Source organism: Nocardia abscessus, assembly GCF_015477775.1.
Lineage (GTDB): Bacteria > Actinomycetota > Actinomycetes > Mycobacteriales > Mycobacteriaceae > Nocardia > Nocardia abscessus_A.
In genome coordinates this window covers 266510-288644 of record NZ_JADLQO010000006.1, presented here as the reverse complement: position 1 = coordinate 288644, position 22135 = coordinate 266510, and the positions used below count along the sequence as shown (strand labels likewise).

Below are 22135 nucleotides of genomic sequence, written 5' to 3'. Positions count from 1 at the left end.
CCTTATCCCGAAGAGCGGCGAAGGCCCTGGGCAGCGAATCGCTACCCAGGGCCTTCGTATCGCTCAGCCGCTTGTGGAAAGCGGTCGACGCGGAGATCAGCCGAAGCGGCCGGAGATGTAGTCCTCCGTGGCCTTCTGCGACGGGTTGGAGAAGATCTTCTCGGTGTCGTCGATCTCGATCAGCTTGCCCGGCTTACCCTGGGCCTCCAGGTTGAAGAAACCGGTCTGGTCACTCACACGCGCGGCCTGCTGCATGTTGTGCGTGACGATGACGATGGTGAATTCCTTCTTCAGCTCGGTGATCAGGTCCTCGATCGCCAGGGTGGAGATCGGGTCCAGTGCCGAACAGGGCTCGTCCATCAGCAGTACGTCGGGCGACACGGCGATGGCGCGGGCGATGCACAGACGCTGCTGCTGACCGCCGGAGAGGCCGCCGCCCGGCTTGTCCAGGCGGTCCTTCACCTCGTTCCACAGGTTCGCGCCGCGCAGCGAGCGCTCGGCGACCTCGTCGAGTTCCCTCTTGTTGCGCACGCCCTGCAGCTTCAGACCCGCGACCACGTTGTCCTTGATGGACATGGTGGGGAACGGGTTCGGCCGCTGGAACACCATGCCGATGGTGCGGCGCACGCCCACCGGGTCGACCTGGGTGCCGTAGATGTCCTCGCCGTCCAGCAGCACCGCGCCCTCGACCCTGGCGTTCGGGGTTACCTCGTGCATGCGGTTGAGCGAACGCAGCACGGTGGACTTGCCACAGCCCGACGGACCGATGAAGGCGGTCACGCTGCGCGGCAGCACGGTCAGCGAGACATCGGACACGGCATGGAACTTGCCGTAGTAGATGTTCAGATCTTTGACGTCGATCCGCTTGGCCATTTTCGGTAATCCGTTCCGCTTCTATCGGTTCCGGGTGAGCAGCCGGTTGAGGACCGCAGCCGCCAGGTACAGGAAGGCGATGATGATGATGAGGGTCAAAGCCGCGCCCCAGACCCGCTCGCGTCCGGCAGCTTCGGGGTTGGCCAGCTCCTGGTAGATCAGCAGCGGCAGCGACGCCATATTGCCGTCGAAGATGTTCGTGTTGATCGACTTGCTGTAGCCGACCAGCACCAGCACGGGAGCGGTCTCACCCATCACCCTGGCGATGGCCAGCAGGATGCCGCTGATCATGCCGGGCAGCGCGGTCGGCACCACGATCCGAAGGATGGTCTTCCACTTCGGGATGCCGAGCGCGTAGGACGCTTCGCGTAGCTCGTCGGGCACCAGTTTGAGCATTTCCTCGGTGCTGCGGACGACGACCGGCAACATCAACAACACCAAGGCCAGCGACACCGCGAGCGAACTCTGCGGGAAGCCGAGCGTCGCGATCCACAGCGCGAAGATGAACAGCGCCGCGACGATCGACGGCACGCCCGCCAGGATGTCGACCATGAAGGTCGTGGTCTTGGCCAGCACGCCGCGGCCGTACTCGACCAGATACACCGCGGCCATGATGCCCAGCGGCACGGCGATCACCGTCGCGACCAGCGACTGCACGATGGTGCCGTAGATGGCGTGGTAGACGCCGCCCGCGACCTGATTGGGCAGCACGCCCTTGAGCGAGTTCTGCCACCAGGCCGCCCGGACCACGGCGCTGAAACCCTTGGTGATCACCATGAGCAGCACCCAGGCCAGCGGCACGAGCGCGATGCCGAACGCCAGCCAGACCAAGCCGGTCGCGAGGTTGTTGCGCACCTTGCGCGACAGGCTCACATCCCGGAAGGTGGGCGGCTTGATCGGCCGGTCCAGAGTCGAGGAGGTCATCACCCGTTCACCCTTCCGCCTGCGGCGAGTCGAGCCAGCGCATTCACGACGAAGGTCAGCGCGAACAGCACGAAGCCTGCCGCGATGTACGCGCCGGTCGGCAGCGGATCACTGAATTCCGCCGCGGCCGAGGCGATTTTCGAGGCGAAGGTGTAGCCGCCGTCGAACACCGACCACTGTCCCGGCTGAGCGGCCGTCTTCAGCACGATGAGCACGGCGATCGTCTCGCCGAGCGCGCGTCCGAGACCGAGCATGGCGCCGGCGATCATGCCGCTGCGGCCGTACGGCAGCACCGTCATACGCACGACTTCCCATTTCGTCGCGCCGAGCGCCTGCGCCGCCTCGATGTGCGCGCGGGGAGTGAGGTTGAACACCTCACGGCTGACCGAGGTGATGATCGGCAGGATCATCACCGCGAGCACGACGCCCGCGGTGAAGATCGTGCCGCCGCTGGCCAGCGGGATGTTGCCGTTCGAGAACAGGAACAGCCATCCGAGGTTGTCGTTCAGGAAGTTCTGGATCGGCTCCAATTGCGGAGCCAGCACCAGGATTCCCCACAGACCGAACACGATCGAAGGCACCGCGGCGAGTAGATCGACGATCACCGAGAACGGCCGCGCCAGCGTCTTCGGCGCGTAGTGCGTCAGAAACAGCGCGATGCCGATGCCGATCGGAACGGCGAGCATCAGAGCGAAGATCGAACTCAGCACCGTCACCATGAACAGATCCCGGATGCCGAACCTGAGGTGGTTGGCGTCCGAGGTGTTGAAGTCGGTACTGGTGAAGAAGTTCGCCTCGTTCGCCAGCACCGACGGCACCGCTCGGATCAGCAGGAACAGTGCGATCAGCGCGATAGCCGCGACGATGATCGCTCCCGCCGCCGTCGCCAGCGAACGGAAGATGATCTCCGCTCGCGGGCTGTGCGGGCGGCCGCTCTTGGCGGCCGGTTCGTTGCTCGGCTTGCTCGGCATGAGCGCAGTATCTCCGCCTGCTCGCTGGTCGGTCGAATCCGACTGACCAGCGGCGGCAACTTCGTCGTGCACGGTCATGTGGGGGCTGCTATCAGGAGATGGCGTTGATGGCGGTGGTCAGCTTGGTCTTGAACTGCTCCGGGATCGGGACGTACCCGGCCTCGTCCAAGCCCTGCTGGCCGTTGGTGACCGCCGAGGTGAGGAAGGCCTTCACCGCTTTGGCCGTGGCAGCGTCGGCGTACTTCGAGCACACGATCTCGTAGGTCGGCATGACGATCGGGTATGCCCCCGCCGCCGCGGGCTTGTAGAAGGAGGAGGTGTCGATGACCAGGTCGTTGCCCTGGCCGGAGATCTTCGCCGACTCGATCGCCTTACCCGCCGACTCGACGCTCAGCGTCACCGGGTCCTTGCTCGCCGAGGTGATGATGCGTGCGATCGACAGGTTCTGCGCCTTCGCGAAGGACCACTCGTTGTAGGTGATCGCGTTCTTGGTGCTCTTCACCGCGGCCGAGGTGCCCTCGTTGCCCTTCGAGCCCGCGCCGACGCCACCGTTGAAGGCCTTGCCCGCACCCTTGCCCCAGGCGCCGTCGGAGGCGGCGTCCAGGTAGAGCTGGAAGTTGTCCGTGGTGCCCGACTCGTCGCTGCGGAAGATCACCGCGATCGGCTCGGACGGCAGCTTGGCGTTCGGGTTCAGCGCCTTGATCTCGGGAGCGTCCCAAGTGGTCACGGCGCCGTTGAAGATCTTGGCGGCGGTCGGGCCGTCCAGCGCGAGGTCGGTCACGCCGTCGATGTTGTAGGTGACCGCGACCGGGCCGAACACGGTGGGCAGGTTCCACGCCGGCGAGGCGCAGCGGTCGGCGGCCTTCTTCGGCTCGTCCTTCTTCGAGCTCAGCGGCGAGTCGGAGCCGCCGAAATCGGTCTGTGCGCCGATGAATTCGCTCACACCGGCGCCCGAGCCGCTGGAGGTGTAGTTCAGGGTGGCGCCGTCGCAGTTCTTCTCGTAGGCGGCGATGAATCGCTCCATCGCGTTCTTCTGCGCCGAGGAGCCACTGGCCTTGAGGGCCTCCTTGCCGCCGCACGCCACGTCGACCTTGGCCACGTTGCCCGTGTCGGAAGAGGTGTTGTCGTCGCTGCCACAGGCGGCGAGCGTCATCGCGCCGACGGCGAGCACACCGACCAGGGCGCTGCTGCGCTTGAAATTCACTTATTCCTCCGGAATCGCGTCCTACTCGTCCAGTCCCTCACCGGCCTGGACGGGTGTTGTGGTGCTGTTCGCGGGGAACTTGCGCACCAGGCAGCAGTGTGCTGCCCTCACACAACCTAAGGTCACGTGGTTGACAGTTGGACCGACCTGAGTGAACGGAGAGTGAACAGCCCGGCGCGATTGCACCCGGTAAATGTGACGTTTGCCCTAGTTTTACTCCACGATACCCGGTCTGCCGCTTGCTATTCAGTCTCGGCCGTGGCGTAGGCGACGTCGACGTGTGCGGGCGCGAAGCCGAGACGGGTATAAGTGCGCACCGCGGCGACGTTGTCCGCCTCGGTGTAGAGCAACACCTCGGTCAATCCGCGATCGCGCAGGTGGCGCAGACCGGCCAGGGTGAGCAGACGACCGAGGCCACGCCCCTGCGCAGCGGGGTCGATGCCGACCACGTAGACCTCGCCGAGCGACGGATCCTCCGCGTAATGCACTTTGGTCCAGTGAAATCCGAGCAGCCGGTCGGGGACGGCGGGGTCGAACGCCAGGAAAAGGCCCGCCGGATCGAACCACGACTCGGCCCGGCGGACCTCGATGTCACGCTCGGTCCAGCCACCCTGTTCGGGATGCCAGGCGAAGGCCGCGCCGTTCACCCGTAACAATTCAGCGTCATCGGCGGGACCGGCATAGGTGCGCACCGTGATGTCCTCGGGTACCGCCAATTCCGGTAGCTCAGGGGTTGCCAGAGACCGCCGCATCTGCCACAACTCGCGCGCCGTTCGCAACCCGAGCCGTGCCGCGACGGCTTTGGCCGCAGGCCGGTCACCGTGCGCCCAGACCCGCGCGCCAGGGCCTCCCGCGGCCAGGGCGGCCGTCACCAGATCGGTCCCTACCCCATGGCCGCGCTGGGACGGGTCGACCGCCACCTCGGCCATCGCGGGGTGTTCGCCATGGGCCGGAGCCAGATTCGCGTAACCGGCGATCACGCCGTCGCGCCGCGCGACCAGATGGCGCGCTCCGGCGCCGTCGGCCGCGGTCAGCGAGAGCACCGCTTGTTCGGAGATCGGGGCGACTCCGTCGGCCGCGGCGGCCCGCGCCAGCAGATCGGTGATCGCCTGCGCCGTGTCCGCGTCGGGACGGTCGGTCCACTGTGTCGTCGCGCCGCTCATCGGCCTCCGTTCGTCGAGCCGGCGGACCCCACCGGGCCCGCTTCTGGCAACACCGCGGGCGCATGCGGCATTTCGGCCGCGGCGGAGAACGATGCCCGTCCTACCGGAATTGCGGCCGTCACCCGCGGGAAATCACTGTACGGAGCCGTTGACCGGCGTGAGCGGGGAGTCGTCGGTGCCCTCGTTGTCGTCGTCCGGAAAGTTCACCGGCTCACCCTTGGCGGCCGCGCGCGACGGGCGCACGGCCTTGTAACCGACATTGCGCACGGTGCCGATCAGCGACTCGTACTCGCTGCCGAGTTTGGCGCGCAACCGCCGTACGTGCACGTCGACGGTGCGGGTGCCGCCGAAGAAGTCGTAGCCCCACACCTCCTGCAGCAGCTGAGCGCGGGTGAACACCCGGCCCGCGTGCTGCGCGAGGTACTTCAGCAGCTCGAACTCCTTGTAGGTGAGGTCGAGCGGGCGGCCGCGCAACCGCGCCGTGTAGGTGCCCTCGTCGATCACCAGCTCGCCGAGAGTGATCTTCCCGGTGTTCTCCGGGCTGGCCACGCCGCCGTTGCGCCCGACCAGCAGCCGCAGCCTGGCGTCGAGTTCGGCGGGGCCGGTGCCGGGCAGCAGGATGTCGTCGAGTCCCCAGTCGGCGTTCACCGCGACCAGGCCCCCCTCGGTGAGCACCGCGACGACCGGAACGGAGGACCCGGTGCTGCCCAGCAGGCGGCACAGGCCGCGCGCGGCGGCCAGATCGGTCCGCGCGTCCACCAAGGCGACGTCCGCGGTGCCTGCCTCGAGCAGTGAGGCCACCTCGGTTGGCGCGGGCCGCACGTTGTGGGCCAGCAACGCCAGCGAGGGCAACACCGACTCGGGGTTGGGGTCGGAGGTAAGCAGGAGCAGCTCCACAGGCCCTCCTCCCATCTCGTAGCCACGCGGATACGGCAGCACCGCCGCGGCCGCGTCGCTAATCACAGGTAATCGGATGCAAGATTAGCGCGTAACAAGGCATGACCACGCATTCCGGGTCCGCAGCCCCACTCGCGGACACCCGGGAGCCCGGCTCGAGCCAACCGATATGGTGCCTACATGGGTTACGTATCGGGCAGGCCCGCCATCAGCCGGGCGCCCGGCGCGGCACCTGGACGTGCGCCGCGCGGCTCCCGACCGCCGCGGCCGGAGGCCCGGAGGGACGGGGGAGCATGCGCAAGCTGATCATCGGCCTGCTGTGTCTGGCGGGGTTCGCCGTCGTCGCCGACTTCAGCACCGCTGCCTATTCGGAGTACCGCGTGTCCCGAGCGCTGCGCGAAGGCGCCGATCTCACCGCCGATCCCGAGGTGACGATTCACGGTTTCCCGTTCTTCGGCCAGGCGTGGGACAGCCGCTACGACCGCGTGGAGATCAGGGCGCGCGCCAAGCGCGCGGACATTCCCGGCGAGACCGCGCTGGAGGCGACGCTGACCGGGGTCCGGTTGCCGGTCGGCGAGCTGGTCGACGGCAGCCTGCGCGCCGTCCCCGTGGAGCGGGTGGACAGCAGGTTGCGCGTGGAGCCCACCGAGCTGGGCCGGTTGTTCACCATTCCCGATCTGCAGGTGCATTCGCGGCCCGCGGACAAGTCCGACGGGACCGGCGGATCGGGCGGCTCCGGCATGACCACCACCGGCGCACTGGTGCTCACCGGCACCCTGCCGGAGACCCCCGGCGCGCAGTACGGCGGTGAGAAGGTCAGTGTGCAAGCCGATCTGCTGCTCGACGGCGACCAGGTGAAGATCGTGGCGACCGGCTTCTATCGCGGGGGCCCCGGCACCGAGACCATGCCTGTGGCGGTGATCACCGAGGCCGATCGCCCAGCGGTGCTCGCCCGGTTCACCCGTACCATCGACACCAAGGAGTTGCCGTTCGGTGTCCGGCCCACCAAGGTCTCCGCCCAGGGCGGTCAGATCGTCGTGGAGGGCAAGGGCGTGAACGTCACGATCGACCTCGACCGATTGCAGCGACCATGATCCAGATCACCATCCTGGCAGTTGCACTGCTCGTCGCTTTGGCGGTGGGCATTCTGCTGCGCAGGCATGACGGCAAGGTCCGCGCGGGCGCGGGCATCGACGTGTCCGAGTCGGCCCGCGCCGAACTGCTGGCAGCCGTCGGCGTGACCGGCGCCGGTCCCGCGGTGCTGCATTTCTCCGCCGAGTGGTGTGGGCCGTGCGCCGCGGTTCGCCGAGTAGTTGCCAATGTCACAGGGCAGCTCGCGGAATCACCGCAGCCGCCGCAGGACATCGAGGTGGACATCGATGCCGAGCCCGCGCTCGCACGGGAGTTGAACGTGCTCTCGCTGCCCACCACGTTCGTCTTCGACACCGAGGGCAGGGAACGGTTCCGGATCTCCGGCGTGCCGAAGGACTCGGATCTGCACTCCGCGCTCGAGCCGCTCACCGCAGCGGCCTGAGCTGCGACGACAAGGCCCCTGGACGGATGTGATCCACCCCGGGTCCAATTCTCCCGCCGAATTGGGTAAACTGCTTGGCGTGCTTTCCAACCACGAGCTGATGCTCACCCGACGCCGCACAGTGGATCTGTGTCGGCTCGGTGGTTGTTGCTGCCTGTGCCGCTGATCGGTCGGCTTCCCCGGATTTCCTGACGCCGACCTCTGTCCGCCGCGCGAGTGATCTCACGATCCCCCGGCGAATTGGCAAATCTTCAGTCATCGGACTAATTCAGCGCAGGAGTACGCACAATGTCCACCGAGACCCGTAACAGTTCCGGAACCCTCCCTTCTTCCACCGACCAGGTCGACGTACGCGGTCCACGCTTCGTCGCCTGGGTGACCACCGGCGTGCTCGTTCTCGTCCTGATCGCCGCCGCGCTCTCGCCGGTCGCCGCGGCGGTTCTGATCGCCCTGCAGGCGGTCGTCTTCGCGCTCGGCGCCGCCCTCGGCCCGCGCCGCCATCCGTACGGGCGGATTTACGCGGCCTTCGTCGCGCCGCGTATCGCACCGGCCAGTGAGACCGAGCCGACGGCTCCGCTGCGATTCGCGCAGCTGCTCGGTTTCGTCTTCGCGGCCGTCAGCCTGCTGGGCTTCGCGCTCGGCTCCACAGTCGTCGGCGCGGTATTCGCCGGCTTCGCCCTGTTCGCGGCGTTCCTGAACGCGGCGTTCGGGATCTGCCTGGGTTGCCGGATCTATCCGCTGGCAGCCCGCCTCCGCCGGAGCCCGTCACCGGCATCGAACTGACCCTGCACGTCATCTCTGAAAGGAAAACAATGGCTCGCTCCGATGTCCTGGTCTCCGTTGACTGGGCCGAAGAGAACCTCAACGCCCCCGGCGTCGTCTTCGTCGAGGTCGACGAGGACACCTCCGCCTACGACGGTGGTCACATCGAGGGTGCCGTCCGGCTCGACTGGAAGAAGGACCTGCAGGATCAGGTTCGTCGCGACTTCGTGAACCAGGAGCAGTTCTCCGATCTGCTCTCGGCTCGCGGCATCTCGAACGACGACGAGGTCATCCTGTACGGCGGCAACAACAACTGGTTCGCCGCGTACGCCTACTGGTACTTCAAGCTGTACGGCCACAACAACGTCAAGCTGCTCGACGGTGGCCGCAAGAAGTGGGAGCTGGACGGCCGTCCGCTGTCCACCGAGCCGGTGAACCGCCCCGCCACCCAGTACAAGGCCTCGGCGCCGGACCTGTCCATCCGTGCCTTCCGCGACGAGGTCATCGCGGCCATCGGCACGAAGAACCTGGTCGACGTGCGTTCGCCTGACGAGTTCACCGGCAAGATCCTGGCGCCCGCCCACCTGCCGCAGGAGCAGAGCCAGCGTCCGGGCCACATCCCCGGCGCCATCAACGTGCCGTGGAGCAAGGCCGCGAACGAGGACGGCACCTTCAGGTCCGACGCCGAGCTGACCGAGATCTACAAGGAAGCCGGCCTGGACGGCGAGAAGGAGACCATCGCGTACTGCCGCATCGGCGAGCGCTCCTCGCACACCTGGTTCGTGCTGCAGGAACTGCTCGGCCACCAGAACGTCAAGAACTACGACGGGAGCTGGACCGAGTACGGCTCCCTCGTCGGCGCTCCGATCGAGTTGGGAGAGTAATCGACATGTGTGCAGCACCTACTCAGGGTCAGGCCATCCCGGCCGGAGTCGACGTGGAGAAGGAGACGGTCATCACCGGCCGTGTCCTGAGCACCGACGGCCAGCCGGTGGGCGGGGCGTTCGTGCGCCTGCTCGACGGCAATGGTGATTTCACCGCCGAGGTCGTCGCGTCGGGCACCGGTGACTTCCGGTTCTTCGCGGCTCCCGGCTCGTGGACCGTCCGCGCGCTGTCCTCGGCGGGCAACGGCTCCGCCGAGGTGCGCCCCGAAGGGGCGGGCATCCACTCGGTGGACGTCGCGGTCGCCAAGTAAGCCACCGCACCAGAGCCGACGGCCCCGGTCGCTCTCCGCTCCGCGGAAGCACCGGGGCCGTTTGCGTGCCGTCGCAAGGGGGTCGTTAGACTCCGAACGTGGTCCTCTTCTTCGAGATTCTGCTGGTGGCCGTGGCCGTGCTGATCGGCTGGTTCGGCCTCTACGTCTTCTACCGGCTGTTCACCGAATCATGAGCGAACTCGCGAGCGAAGGTTCCAACCCGGCCGAGCGAGCGAGTGAACAACTGAACGGCAACGCTCCGGTCGACTCCGCCGGTCGCCGTAGCGGTGACGAGGCCGTAGCCGACGCTGCCGAACGGGCGAAATCGACCGGTGCCCGCAACATCCCGGTCCTGCCGGATCTTCCGCTGCCCGAAGACACCGCCAACCTGCGGCTCGGCCCGGATCTGAGCGCCTCGATGCTCGCACTGCTTCCCCTGGTGGGCGTGTGGCGCGGCGAAGGCGAGGGCAACGATCCGGAGCGCGGCGACTACCGGTTCGGTCAGCAGATCGTCGTCTCGCACGACGGCGGCGACTATCTGGCCTGGGAATCCCGGTCCTGGGTCATCGACGCCGAGGGCGGCTACGGCGGCCCCGACCTGCGCGAGAGCGGCTTCTGGCGGGTCGGTATCGACGGCAACGACGAGGTCATCGAATTGCTGCTGGCGCACAGCGGCGGCATCGTGGAGCTGTTCTACGGGCAGGCGCTGACCCAGTCGTCCTGGGAACTGGCCACCGACGTGGTGATCCGCAGCCAGTCCGGCGTCGTCGTCGGCGGCGCCAAGCGCCTCTACGGCATCGTCGAAGGCGGCGACCTGGCCTACGTCGAGGAGCGCGTGGTGGCCGACGGCCCCCTCGAACCCCGCCTCTCCGCCCGCCTCCGGCGCTACATCGGCTGAACCGGGCGCCCTTCCTCGCCCACCCCGGCCGAGACATACCTCCGCGAGCTCCAACTCCCTCTCGCAGGCTCCCTCCCCGAGGCTCCCTGTCGCCAGCGCGACACCTGCTCTCGCTGGCTCCCTACAGGCGCAATACCCCCTGCTCCCGCCAGGCTCCTACCGCCACAACCTCTGCTCCCTGCCAGTTCCGCCTGACGCAACCCCTGCTCCCGCCCAACGGAACCCCTGGCTTCGCCAGTACCCGCTTGACGCAACCCCTGGCCTCGCCAGTACCCGTCAGACAAAAACCCTGCCCTCACCAACTCCCTACCAACCGCAACACCTGATCTCGCAGGTACATGGGTAACTCACCGGGTACGCCCAAAACCCACCCCCACCCCAACGCAAGACCTGTGACCACCCCGCACCCCACCCCACCGGTACGGCCTGAATACCCGGAGAGGCGGAACGGAACAGAACAGCCCCCGAGCCTTACCGGTGCTTCTTGCGTCGCACGGGTCCGGTCGGACAGACCGGGGCTCGGGGGCCGGGTGACTGCCTGGAATTCGCTCAGCGCTCGCGCGGGCGAAATCCACCTGCAGCGGTGGCGCTAGCGGACAGCCACCTCACGTGTCCTATGAATATCCATTCCTCGAACCACCTCCTTCCTCGTGTACGAACGAATCTAGCGATGCGTCAGTAACTCGGCAACGGAATTTCTCGGTGGGCGGAATCGGCGGTGCGCCGCGGTGCTGCCCCAACCGCGAAATCCGTTGTGACCTCGCCTGATGCGGTGATCCGGAGCACCGCATCGGCCTGATGGTCTTCTGGCAGTTGATGCGTGACGACGAGCACGACACGATCGGGCGCGACGAGGCCGCTGCCGATGTCCAGCAGGTCGCGCAGCAGCTGCACCCCGGCCTCGGCCTCCAGGTGCTCGGTCGGCTCGTCGAGCAGCAGCACCCGCGCCGGTGATACCAGTGCGCGTGCGAGCAGGATCCGGCGTCGCTGGCCGCCCGACACGGCGGCCGCTCCCCCGGCCAGGTCGGTGTGCACTCCGTCCGGCAGTCCGTCCAGCCAGTCGCCGAGACCGACTGTCCGCAACGCCTTCTCGGCCTCTTCCGCGGTCAGATCGCCGCGCGCGACCCGCAGATTCTCCAGCACGGAAGTGCCGAACAAGTGCGCGTCCTCGGCGAAGAAGGTGACGTCGGGCCGAGGTGTGTCGAACAACCCGGCCCACTTCATCAGCAGAGTCGTCTTGCCCGCGCCGCTGGGACCGACCACCGCGATCCGCCGACCCCGAGGCATTTCCGGCACGCGCGCGTCGAGTGGCCGGGCCGCGCCGGAGGCGGCATCGGACCGCCGCGGAACGACTTCACCGTCGACGCCTCGGTCCGAAACCTCCTGAGCCTCCTGGGGCGCCACACCGCTGCCGCGATGTGAGCCGGAGGCAGTCCCACCGGGCGCGGCGGGACCAGCCCGACCGGCGGAAAAGACCGGGACGGCCGCTCGGCCATCCCCGGCCCGAGCGACCTCCTCAACGTCGCTGCTGAGCGGAGTATCCATCCGGGCCCAGGGGTCCGCCGACGCGCATTCGGGTTCGAACCCGTCCAGACGATGCAGCGCCGCACGGGCGGTCGTCAGGGCCTGCGCCGCTGCGGCCAGTGGGCCGACCGCTTCGAAGGCCGACAGAGGCAGCAGAACCAGGATCACCAGTGCCATGGGCGTCATCGCGCCCGCCGTGCCGCCGTCGGGGCCGTAGAGGGTGATGCCGATCAGCAGGGCGCCGAGCACGGCGGCTCCGATCGACAGCGGCGCGGCGGCGGCCGACCACGCGCTGCGCGCGGCGGCCCGATCCTCCGCCGCGACCGCCCGGCGGGAGGCTGCCCCGGCGGCGGCGAGGGCGGCGTCGAGCCGGCCTGCCACGCGCAACTCGGCGGCGTGGTCGAGCACCGTGAGGGCCTGCGCGGTGAACTCCGCCCGGTCGGCGCGCACGGCGCGTTCCGCCTCGGACGCCGCCTTCGCCGACAACCACGGCGCGACGATGCCGGACAGCGCCAGCGCACCCGCCAGGATCGCGGCCGCGGACGGCGAGATCGTGGCCAGGAGCGCGACCGCCGCGATCGAGAGGACGACCGCGACGGCGACCGGCACGAACACGCGGACCACCACGGCACCCAGGTCATCGATATCGCTGCCGATCCGGACCAGGAGATCACCGCGGCGCGGCGGCTTCGTTGCCCCGCGCCGGTCGTCACCGCTGCGCGATACCTCTGGTCGGCGCAGCCAGAAATCCGACCGGGCCAGCGTCCGGTAGACCGTGGTTCGCGCCGTGGTCATGGCTCGCAGGGCGACGTCGTGCGTGGCGAGACGTTCCAGGTACCGGCAGAGGCCGCGCGAGATGCCGAGGGCGCGCACCGTCACGACGGCGATGCTGAGGTCGAGCACCGGCGGCATCTGCCAGGCGCGCGCGATCAGCCACGCCGCCAGCGCCGCGAGCCCGAGCCCGCTGCCAAGCGCCAGCACGCCCCAGCCGATCGCCATCGCGACGCGCAGGCGGGACAACTCCAGCAGCGCCCACATCCGGCGCAGGTCGCCGAACACCGTGGAGCCGGTGTCGCGTGTGACGGCCCGCGTCATCGCGATCGCTCCTCTCGCCCGACCCTCGTCTCGGCTCGCGAACCTCGGCCGCCCGGCCGGTCTTCGGGCGCGCCGCAGGTACGCGTAGCGAACAACGCGGCCGCGTCGGCGCGTCGAATCGGTCGAGCCATCATCGACCACCGGCTGCCGCCGGTCGCTCCGCGCGAGGTCGTGCGCCCGCACATTCCCGCGCTCACCGCAAAACCTCCGCTCGGTCGGCACGGACCTGGACGACGTGGTCGGCGGCGGCCAGGACGGTGGGGCGATGGCCGATGACGACGACCGTCGCGCCTGCGCGGGCGCGGACCTGGAGGGCGGCCAGCACGGTGGCTTCGGCGGCGGCGTCGAGGTGCGCGGTCGGCTCGTCGAGCAGCAGGATCGGGCGGTCGGCGGCCAGCACTCTGGTCAGCGCGAGGCGCTGGCGCTGGCCGAGCGACAGGCCGATGCCGCCGGGGCCGACCACGGTGTCCCAGCGCTCGGGCAGATCATCGAGTACGGCGTCGAAACCCGTGGCCAGACACGCGGCTTCGAGATCGTCGACGACGCGGACCGGGCCGCGTGCGGCGTGGTGCACCGTTCGCGCACCGAGCAGTTCGAGGTTGTCCCGCAACGTGCCCGGCACCAGCACCGGCCGCTGCGGCAGCCAGGCCACGCGCGCCCACCATCGGTCCGGGTCCAGTGCGCGGACGTCGATACCGTCGACGGTCACGGTGCCTCGGTCGGGCGTGATCAAACCCAGGACGGCCTGCACCGCGGTCGATTTGCCGCTTCCGTTGGGTCCGGCGAGCACCGTGAGGGAGCCGGGCCGCAAGGTCGCCGACAGATCCGCGGGCGCGAACCCGTCCCGCGCCCGAACCGAGAGACCGCGCACTTCGACCGTTCCGGGCGCGGCCAGGTCGCGGCGCACCGGTGCCGGAGAGCGATCGGTCGCATGGACACGCGACGACTCGAACGGGCCGGACCCCGCACCGGCCTGCTCGCCGGGCGCCGACTCGAGCACCGCGAACGCCTTGTCCGCGGCCGCCATTCCGTCCTGAGCGGCATGGAACCGTTCGCCGACCATGCGCAGCGGCAGGTACACCTCGGGCGCGAGCACCAAGGCCACCAAGCCCGCGTAGAGGCTCATCTCGCCGAACACCAACCGCAACCCGATGGACACCGCGATCAGGGCCACGCTCAGCGTGGCGAGCATCTCCAGCACCATCGAGGACAAGAAGGCCATGCGGAGAGCGCGCATGGTGCGCTGCCGCAACGCGTCACCGAGATCGCGCACGCGGTGCTGCATGGTGCGCGCGTGCCCGGCGCCACCGCTGTGCGACGGGACTTCCGGCTCCGCGACGCCCGTCTCCCGACCGAGCGCACGCAACGTCGGCATGCCCGCGAACAGGTCGAGCAATTGGTCCGACAGCCGGGTGGTCGCCGCGAGCGTGGCCTCGGCCCGCCCCTGGGTCAGCAGACCGATGAGGATCATGAAGATCGGGATGAGCGGCAACGTGATCACCACGATCACGCCGGAGGTGAGATCGTGCGCCGCGATGACGGCGAGCACGATCGGCGGCACCAGCACCGCCAGCAGCAGTGCGGGCACGTAGCCGACGAGATAGCCGCGCAGCCCCGACAGTCCCGTGCCGACGACGACCGCCAATTCCGTTCGGCGCGTGTCCAGTTCGCGGGGGGACAGCCGCGCGCCCGCACCGAGCACCGCGCTCTCCAGTTCCGCCACCACGCTCGCGCCCGCCCGGTGGGCCAGCCGGGACTGCGACCAGGTGGCGAGCACCCGGCCCGCGATCGCGAGCGTGAGCACGACCAGTTCGACCGTCCACGCGCCGAGGGACCGCAGAGCCGGGTCGGTGACCACCCCGGCCAGCACCCGTCCGATCGTCACCGCCGCCACCACGATCGCGGCGGTGACGACCAGCGACAGCGCGACGCTCAGCGCGAGGTAGCTGCGCGCCGAGCGGGCGTACCGCCACAGGCGCGGATCGATCGGCGGACGGGCCATGGCATCAATCCTGCCCGTGCCGCAGCGGCAGCCCAACCGGGGCCGGAATCTGCTCGACGGTGATCCGCTTGCGGAACACCCAGTACGTCCAGCCTTGGTACACCAGCACGACCGGCGTGACCAGCGCCGCGGCCCAGCTCATCACCTTCAGCGTGTACGGCGTGGAGGACGCGTTGTGGATCGTCAGGTCGAATGCCGCATCGATGGTCGAGGGAAGCACGTTGGGGAACAGCGACCCGAACAGCAGCGCGGTGGCCGCCGCGACGGTCAGCGTGGTGCCGGTGAACGCCCACCCGTCGCGGTGCGCGAAATCGGCCGCTGTCGCGACGACGAGCCCCGCCACGGCCAGCGCCAACGGGAACCAGGTCCAGCCGGTCCCGTAGGACAGCTGGGTCCACAATCCGAATCCGCCGACCACGAGCACGGTCGGGACCAGCAGCAGCCGGGCGGTGCGCCGGGCGTCGTCGCGCACCTCGCCCGCGGTCTTGAGCACCAGGAACATCGCCCCGTGCAGCGCGAACAGCAGTCCGGTCGCCAACCCGCCGAGCACCGCGTACGGTCCGAACAGGTCCGCCACCGAGCCCGCGAACTGCTTCTTCTCGTTCAGCGGAACCCCGTGCACCACGTTGGCGAACACCCAGCCCCAAGCCAGCGCCGGAACCCAGGAACCGATGCCGATGCCGATGTCGCAGCGGGCCCGCCAGCGCGGGTCGTCGATCTTGCCGCGGTACTCGATGGCGCAGATCCGCAGGATGAGCGCGACGAGCACCAGCAGCAACGCCAGATAGAAGCCGGAGAACAAGCTGGCGTACCACTCCGGGAACGCGGCGAACATCGCGGCGCCCGCGGTGATCAGCCAGACCTCGTTGGCGTCCCACACCGGCCCGATCGTGTTGAGCACCGCTCGCCTGCGCGCGTCCGATCCCTTGCCGAGGATCGGCATGAGCATGCCGACGCCGAAGTCGAAGCCTTCCAGCACGAAGTAGCCGGTGAACAGGACGCCGATGACGACGAACCAGATCTCTTGCAGACTCATCGCCGGCTCCTAGTAGGCGAACGAAAGTTGGTCGACGGCGGGTTCTTCGGTGCGGCGCCCGCCCGAGGACGCGTCCGTGTCGTGCGGCTCGGTCGCCGCGGGCGCCGCCGGATCGGGTCCGTGGATCACGTACCGGCGCATCAGGTAGAACCACACGATCGCGAGCGCGCCGTACAGCAGCGTGAAGACGATCAGCGAGAACAGCACCACGCCCGGCGAGTGGTTCGACACGCCCTGCTGCACGGTGAGGCGCAGGTTCGGGTCGCCGGTGGGATTGGGCACGACGACCCAGGGTTGGCGTCCCATCTCGGTGAACACCCATCCGGCGCTGTTGGCCAGGAACGGCGTCGGGATGACCAGCAGGCTCAGCCACGAGAACCAGCGCTGGTCCGGTACCCGGCCGCGGCGGGTCAGCCACAGCCCGGCCAGCGCGAGCAGCGCCGAACCCGCCGACAGGCCGATCATGGCGCGGAACGACCAGTAGGTGACGAACAGGTTCGGCCGGTAGTCGCCGACGCCGAACTTCTCGTTGTAGGCCTTCTGCAGGTCGACGACCCCGTCCAGCGTCACACCGGTGAACTGGCCCTCGGCCAGCCAGGGCAGCACGTAAGGCACTTCGAGCACGTGCGTCACGCTGTCGCAGTTGTTGTGCGTGCCGACGGTGAGCACGGAGAAGTCCGGGTTGAGCGCGGTGTGGCACAGCGATTCCGCCGATGCCATCTTCATCGGCTGCTGCTCGAACATCAGCTTGCCCTGCACGTCACCGGTGTAGACCAGCCCCGCCAGCGAGACGATCATCACGACGATGCCCGCCCGCGCGGCAGGCCGCCACATCGCCCGCGCCTCGGCGAGTTTCGTCTCGTCGCCGCCGCGGGCGTTGCGCACCATCCACCAACCCGCGATGCCCGCGACGAAAGTGCCTGCCGTGAGGAAGGACCCGGCGACCACGTGCGGGAAGGCCGCCAGCAATGTGTTGTTGGTGAGCACCTCCACGATGCTCTCCAGCTCCGCGCGACCGGTTTCCGGGTTGTAGCGGGCGCCGACCGGATGCTGCATGAACGAGTTGGCCGCGACGATGAAGTACGCCGAGGCGTTCACGCCGATCGCGACCATCCAGATCGCGCCGAGGTGCAGCAGTTTCGGCAATCGGGTCCAGCCGAAGATCCACAGTCCGAGGAAGGTCGATTCCATGAAGAAGGCGATCAGGCCTTCCAGCGCGAGCGGGGCGCCGAAGACGTCACCGACGAACCGGGAGTACTCGCTCCAATTCATGCCGAACTGGAACTCCTGCACGATGCCGGTCGCCACGCCGAGCGCGAAGTTGATCAGGAACAGCTTGCCGAAGAACTTGGTCAGCCGCAGCCAGTGCTGCTTGCCGGTGATGACCCATGCCGTCTGCATGGCCGCAACCAGCGGCGCGAGACCGATGGTCAGCGGCACCAAGAGGAAGTGATACACCGTCGTGATGCCGAACTGCCATCGGGAGATGTCCAAGGCGTTCAAGCCGACCTCCTGTGTCTACGACGTTTCGTAGTAAGACTAACGCCGGAGGCACCCCGCGAAAATGAGTCCTGGAACACGGCAACCCGGACATCCCCGCCCTCACCAGCCGTTTCCCGTGCTCACCGCCACCCTCCCCGCCGACTGGGACGGAGATCACGGACAGCAGCGATCAGCAGGAGTCATAGCCATCGGCCCAGCGCCGACACGGACACGGACACGGACACCAGCCCGTCAACACCGCCGCACGCCTGAACCGCAACGCGGCAACTGATCTCGCCGACAACTGACCCGCCCGACACCGCCGCACGCCTCCCCAACGCGACAACTAGCCCGCCGATACCGCCTCCCGAACGCGACAACTGATCTCGCGAGCACATGGGTAACTCACCGGGCACGCCCAGAACCCACCCCGCCCCCAACGCAGGACCTGAACGCAAATCCCCCGCTACTCAACCGGTACGGCATGAATACCCGGAGAGCCGGACCAACGTTCACCAGTCGCCGATGGCGCCTGCCCGCTCGATGCCGCGATCGACCAGCTCGATGATCTCCGCGGCGTTGTCCGGCGCCGACATGCGCAGCCCGTCCAGCGAATTGACCCGCGCCGCCAGCGAAATGCTCGACAGCATCCAGATGCTGTCGCAGGTGAGCAGGTCGGCGGTGAACAGCGAGTCGTAGCGGCACTGCCAGCCCGCCTTCTCCGCCTCGGCGAACAGCGCGCGCTGGGTGACGCCGGGCAGCACCCCGTTCTTCGCGGGCGGGGTGATCAACTGCTTGTCGCGCGCGATCACCACGCTGGACCGCGGACCTTCCAGCACCCGGTTCTCCGTACTGGTGAAGATCACGTCGTCCGCGCCCATCCGCGCGGCGAACCGCAGGGCGGCCATGTTGGTGGCGTAGGACAGCGTCTTGGCCCCGAGCAGCTGCCACGGCGCCGCCTGCGCGAGGTCGATCGAGATGCCGCGCGACAGGGTCACCACGGCGACGCCTTCGGTGCGGGCCTTCTCCACACGCTCGGGCACCGGTGCGACCAGCACGAAGGCCGTGGGCACCGGCACGGCGGCGGCGAGATCGCCGGTCTTGACCTTGTCGGGTGTGCCGGCCAGCTCGGAGTCGCGACCGCGGGTCAGCACCAGCCGCAGCACCCCTTCGCGCTCGCTGCCCCACTCCTTGGCCGCGGTCTCCACCGCCTCGCGCCATTTGCCCAGCTCCGGCTCGGGTAGATCGAGCGCCTGCGCGGAGCGGCGCAGTCTGCCTAGATGAAATTCGATCGCGCACGCGACTCCCGCGCGCACGAGCACCGTTTCGAAAACACCGTCGCCGCGCAATACGCCGATATCGTCCGCGAACAACAACGGCGCATCCGCATCCCGCACCGCGCCGTCGAGAGTTACCAGAACTCGATCCACCATGCGACGAGCGTAGGCGGTAGGAGCGGACAATGCCTATGTCACGGCCGCTTTCGCAAGACCTTTTGTCAAGGTTCACCGCAGCGCCGGTCGCAATGCTCGCACAATGCCGATCCGCTATGCCGGACTCGGGCGTGGCAGCCCGGTTCGCGCACCGCGCGGCGGCCCCGCCTAGAGTGGGAGATGTGTCCGTGGTCGTAGCGCCCAGCCCCCTGCTCAATGTGTCGGGAGCCGTCGCGGGAGCGCCTGGTTCACCAGACGCCGCCGTCGCCTGGCACTACGGCGATCCGTTCGGCGAACAGCGCGCCGCGGTGGACCGCGCCGCGATCGTCGACCGTTCGCATCGCTTCGTCCTGCGCATCACCGGCGCGGAGCGGCTCACCTGGCTGCACACCATCTCCAGTCAGCACGTCGCCGCTCTCGGCGACCGGCAGTCCGCGGAGAACCTCGACCTCGATCTGAACGGCCGGGTGCAGCATCACTTCGTGCTCACCGAACTCGACGGCACCGTCTGGATCGATACCGAGGCCGAGCGCGGACCCGACCTGCTGGCCTTCCTGCAGAAGATGGTCTTCTGGGCCGACGCCGAACCGGTCGGCGCCGCGGATCACGCGGTGCTGAGCCTGCTGGGACCGGGCGTCGCCGGCCTGACCGAAACGCTCGGCATCGCCGCCCTGCCCGGCGTGTACGAGGCGGCGCCGCTGCCCGGCGGCGGTTTCCTGCGCCGGATGCCATGGCCGACGGCTGACTCCTTCGACCTGATCATCCCCCGCGATCAACTGACCGATCTGTGGACCCGGCTCACCGCGGCGGGCGCCGTACCCGCCGGGATGTGGGCGTTCGAGGCGCTGCGCGTGGCGGCCGTTCGCCCGCGGATCGGTCTGGACACCGACGAGCGGACCATCCCGCACGAGGCCCACTGGATCGGTGGCGTGACCGAACACGGTGCGGTGCACCTGGACAAGGGTTGCTATCGCGGCCAGGAGACCGTGGCCAGGGTGCACAATCTCGGCAAACCTCCGCGGCACCTGGTGTTGCTGCACCTGGACGGCTCGGCGGACGAACGCCCCGCCACCGGCGACGACGTCACCGCGGGCGGCCGCACGGTGGGCAGGCTCGGCACGGTCATCGACCACTACGAACTCGGCCCGATCGCCCTCGCGCTGGTCAAGCGCGCGGTTCCGGCCGACACCGCGCTGGCCGCGGGCCCGGTCGCGGCGGCCATCGATCCCGACTCGGTGCCCGCCGACGACGAGCCGCAGGCAGGCCGGATCGCGGTCGACCGGCTGCGCGGGCGCTGACCTGTTGACGAACCACCATCCGGCATGGGACGTTCCGGAGCCGAGATCCCTGCCCTTGCTCAGCGCCGAGCTCCCCATTCGTGACGAGAGGAGCGCTGCCCGTGCGTGTCGGTGATTCCGGCGAGGTCCTCGCCACGTGCGTCGTGCACGCCGACCTCGAGGTGCCGGGACGGGTCGGCCGCACCGCCATCGACAAGAGGCCGGTACCGGGGCGGGTCGCGGTGCGCGCACTCGGTTTGGCCGGCGACCACGTCTGCGACACCAAGCACCACGGTGGCGTGCACCAGGCCGTCTATGTCTACGCCGACGAGGACGCCCGCCGCTGGGGCACGGAACTCGGCCGCGAACTGCCCGCCGGGTGGTTCGGCGAAAACCTGCGCGTCAGTGGGCTTCCGGTCAGCGACTCGGTGATCGGCGCGCGCTGGTCGATCGGCGACACCTTGCTCGAGGTCAGCGCACCGCGCGTGCCGTGCGCGACGTTTCAGCACTGGAGCGGTGAGCGCCAGTGGGTGAAGCGGTTCGCGCTGCGCAGCGACACCGGCACCTACCTGAGGGTGCTCACCGAGGGAACGATCGGGGCGGGCGACCGGATCTCGGTGGTGCACGTCCCCGAGCACGGCGTCACCGTTCGCGACGTGTTCACCGGCACCGATCTCGACCTGTTGGCCATCCTGCTCGCCGACGAGCCGACCGTTTCCGACGACGTGCGCATGCAGGTCGCACGGCACGCGCGCCGACATGCCAACGCGGCGCGCACCGCCGCGGACCGGGACGCGACGGCGGACACCGACGACCTCGGCACGGGAGCGCGACTGTGAGTGTGGAACTGGTCGAAGTCGTCCGCTCGGGCTTCCGCGAATGCGTGCACCGCGGCTCGGTGGTGGTGCTGGACGCCGCGGGCGAGCCCACCCGCGAGCTCGGCGAAGTGCACCTGCCGATCTTCCCGCGCTCGACGAACAAGCCGATGCAGGCGATCACTCTGCTGCGCAACGGTTTCGAGCCCCTCGACGACGCCGAACTGGCTGTCGCCACCGCCTCGCACTACGGCGAACCGGACCACATTGCCCTGGTGCGCAGGTTGCTGGACCGCTTCGGGTTCGCCGACTCGGCCCTCGCGTGCCCGGCCGATCTGCCCCACGACGAGCGCGCCCGCGCCGAGCTGCTCGCGGGCGGCCTGCCACCGCACCCGCTCTACATGAACTGCTCGGGCAAGCACGCGGCGATGCTCGCGACCTGCGCGGTCAACGGCTGGCCCACCGAGGGCTACCAAGATCAGGCGCATCCGCTACAGCGCGCGGTGATCGCCACGGTGGCCGATCTGACCGGTGAGCCGGAAGCCGATCTCGGCATCGACGGCTGTGGACTGCCGATCATCCCGGTCTCGTTGATCAATCTCGCGCGGGTGTTCTCGACGATGGCGACGGCTGCGCCCGGCACACCCGAACGCCGGGTCGCCGACGCGATCCGCGCCCATCCGCGAGTGATTTCCGGCACGAACGCCCCCGATCTGCTCGTCATGCATGCCACCCCCGGCCTGGTGTGCAAGATCGGCGCGGACGGCGTGCACGCCGGTGCCCTGCCGGACGGATCGGCTTTCGCGTACAAGATCGATGACGGCCACGATCGTGCGCGAATGCCGCTGACGCTGGCGATTCTGCATCGGATGGGGATCGAGTGGACCGATGCGCACGCGGAGCTGGCAGCCCCCGCGGTGCTCGGCGGCGGCGCTCGAGTCGGTGTGATTCGCGCGATACCCGGGGTCGTATAGCTATTCCACGGCGGGGCGACAAGCGGGCAAACGGCCCAGTTCCGGAGTTCTTCACCCACTCCTGGAAGCGAGACCG

General features: G+C 68.8%; 20 protein-coding genes. 9 read left to right on the top strand and 11 right to left on the bottom strand.

Annotated features, from left to right (window positions below; genetic code table 11):
• Positions 1-96 precede the first annotated feature (96 nt).
• From pstB to IU450_RS18470, 6 genes are all read right to left on the bottom strand, one after another.
• A complete protein-coding gene (pstB, locus tag IU450_RS18495; protein WP_195044385.1) occupies positions 97-873 on the bottom strand; it encodes a phosphate ABC transporter ATP-binding protein PstB in 777 nt (258 codons plus the stop codon).
• A 21-nt stretch (positions 874-894) separates the two neighbouring features.
• Positions 895-1797, bottom strand: coding sequence for a phosphate ABC transporter permease PstA (gene pstA / locus IU450_RS18490; RefSeq protein WP_195150981.1), 903 nt, complete (start codon positions 1795-1797; stop codon positions 895-897).
• Positions 1797-2768 (bottom strand): phosphate ABC transporter permease subunit PstC, encoded by a 972-nt coding sequence (pstC, locus tag IU450_RS18485; protein ID WP_195150980.1) that lies wholly within the window; start codon positions 2766-2768, stop codon positions 1797-1799. The genes pstA and pstC overlap by 1 nt, the downstream gene beginning before the upstream one ends.
• Positions 2769-2859: 91 nt before the next feature.
• Complete coding sequence (gene pstS / locus IU450_RS18480; protein WP_195150979.1) at positions 2860-3972, bottom strand: phosphate ABC transporter substrate-binding protein PstS; 1113 nt, start codon at positions 3970-3972, stop codon at positions 2860-2862.
• A gap of 242 nt (positions 3973-4214) precedes the next feature.
• A complete protein-coding gene (gene mshD, locus IU450_RS18475) occupies positions 4215-5135 on the bottom strand; it encodes a mycothiol synthase (RefSeq protein ID WP_195150978.1) in 921 nt (306 codons plus the stop codon).
• A gap of 132 nt (positions 5136-5267) precedes the next feature.
• Positions 5268-6032, bottom strand: coding sequence for a winged helix-turn-helix transcriptional regulator (locus IU450_RS18470; protein ID WP_195150977.1), 765 nt, complete (start codon positions 6030-6032; stop codon positions 5268-5270).
• Positions 6033-6325: 293 nt separating this feature from the next.
• On the opposite strand from IU450_RS18470, the gene IU450_RS18465 reads away from it, so the two are divergent.
• The 6 genes from IU450_RS18465 (at position 6326) to IU450_RS18440 (ending at position 10421) form a co-directional block, all read left to right on the top strand.
• A complete protein-coding gene (locus IU450_RS18465; protein WP_195150976.1) occupies positions 6326-7126 on the top strand; it encodes an LmeA family phospholipid-binding protein in 801 nt (266 codons plus the stop codon).
• Positions 7123-7566 (top strand): thioredoxin family protein, encoded by a 444-nt coding sequence (locus IU450_RS18460; RefSeq protein ID WP_195150975.1) that lies wholly within the window; start codon positions 7123-7125, stop codon positions 7564-7566. The genes IU450_RS18465 and IU450_RS18460 overlap by 4 nt, the downstream gene beginning before the upstream one ends.
• A gap of 288 nt (positions 7567-7854) precedes the next feature.
• The gene (locus IU450_RS18455; protein WP_195150974.1) at positions 7855-8349 is read left to right on the top strand and encodes a DUF4395 domain-containing protein; all 495 of its coding nucleotides are present in this window, start codon (positions 7855-7857) and stop codon (positions 8347-8349) included.
• 29 nt (positions 8350-8378) lie between these two features.
• Positions 8379-9212: a sulfurtransferase gene (locus IU450_RS18450; RefSeq protein ID WP_043686604.1), complete on the top strand. Its 834-nt coding sequence runs from the start codon at positions 8379-8381 to the stop codon at positions 9210-9212.
• Between the two features lie 5 nt (positions 9213-9217).
• Positions 9218-9523 (top strand): DUF1416 domain-containing protein, encoded by a 306-nt coding sequence (locus IU450_RS18445; RefSeq protein WP_043686601.1) that lies wholly within the window; start codon positions 9218-9220, stop codon positions 9521-9523.
• 190 nt (positions 9524-9713) lie between these two features.
• Positions 9714-10421 (top strand): FABP family protein, encoded by a 708-nt coding sequence (locus IU450_RS18440; RefSeq protein ID WP_195150973.1) that lies wholly within the window; start codon positions 9714-9716, stop codon positions 10419-10421.
• A gap of 675 nt (positions 10422-11096) precedes the next feature.
• On the opposite strand, the gene IU450_RS18435 is transcribed toward IU450_RS18440, so the two are convergent.
• The 5 genes from IU450_RS18435 to IU450_RS18415 form a co-directional block, all read right to left on the bottom strand.
• Positions 11097-13040, bottom strand: coding sequence for an ATP-binding cassette domain-containing protein (locus IU450_RS18435; RefSeq protein WP_416382885.1), 1944 nt, complete (start codon positions 13038-13040; stop codon positions 11097-11099).
• A 193-nt stretch (positions 13041-13233) separates the two neighbouring features.
• Positions 13234-15042 carry a thiol reductant ABC exporter subunit CydD gene (cydD, locus tag IU450_RS18430; protein ID WP_195150972.1) on the bottom strand — a complete coding sequence of 603 codons (1809 nt, stop codon included), beginning with the start codon at positions 15040-15042 and terminating at the stop codon, positions 13234-13236.
• A 4-nt stretch (positions 15043-15046) separates the two neighbouring features.
• Positions 15047-16078 (bottom strand): cytochrome d ubiquinol oxidase subunit II, encoded by a 1032-nt coding sequence (cydB, locus tag IU450_RS18425; RefSeq protein WP_195150971.1) that lies wholly within the window; start codon positions 16076-16078, stop codon positions 15047-15049.
• 9 nt (positions 16079-16087) lie between these two features.
• Positions 16088-17581 carry a cytochrome ubiquinol oxidase subunit I gene (locus IU450_RS18420; RefSeq protein ID WP_195150970.1) on the bottom strand — a complete coding sequence of 498 codons (1494 nt, stop codon included), beginning with the start codon at positions 17579-17581 and terminating at the stop codon, positions 16088-16090.
• A gap of 491 nt (positions 17582-18072) precedes the next feature.
• A complete protein-coding gene (locus IU450_RS18415) occupies positions 18073-18993 on the bottom strand; it encodes an aminodeoxychorismate lyase (protein WP_195150969.1) in 921 nt (306 codons plus the stop codon).
• A 182-nt stretch (positions 18994-19175) separates the two neighbouring features.
• Between IU450_RS18415 and IU450_RS18410 the strand changes: the two genes are divergently transcribed.
• From IU450_RS18410 to IU450_RS18400, 3 genes are all read left to right on the top strand, one after another.
• Complete coding sequence (locus tag IU450_RS18410) at positions 19176-20291, top strand: YgfZ/GcvT domain-containing protein (RefSeq protein WP_416382884.1); 1116 nt, start codon at positions 19176-19178, stop codon at positions 20289-20291.
• 101 nt (positions 20292-20392) lie between these two features.
• The gene (locus IU450_RS18405) at positions 20393-21109 is read left to right on the top strand and encodes an MOSC domain-containing protein (protein ID WP_195150967.1); all 717 of its coding nucleotides are present in this window, start codon (positions 20393-20395) and stop codon (positions 21107-21109) included.
• A complete protein-coding gene (locus IU450_RS18400) occupies positions 21106-22059 on the top strand; it encodes an asparaginase (RefSeq protein WP_195150966.1) in 954 nt (317 codons plus the stop codon). Before IU450_RS18405 ends, IU450_RS18400 begins: the two co-directional genes overlap by 4 nt.
• The last annotated feature ends 76 nt before the right edge of the window (positions 22060-22135 follow it).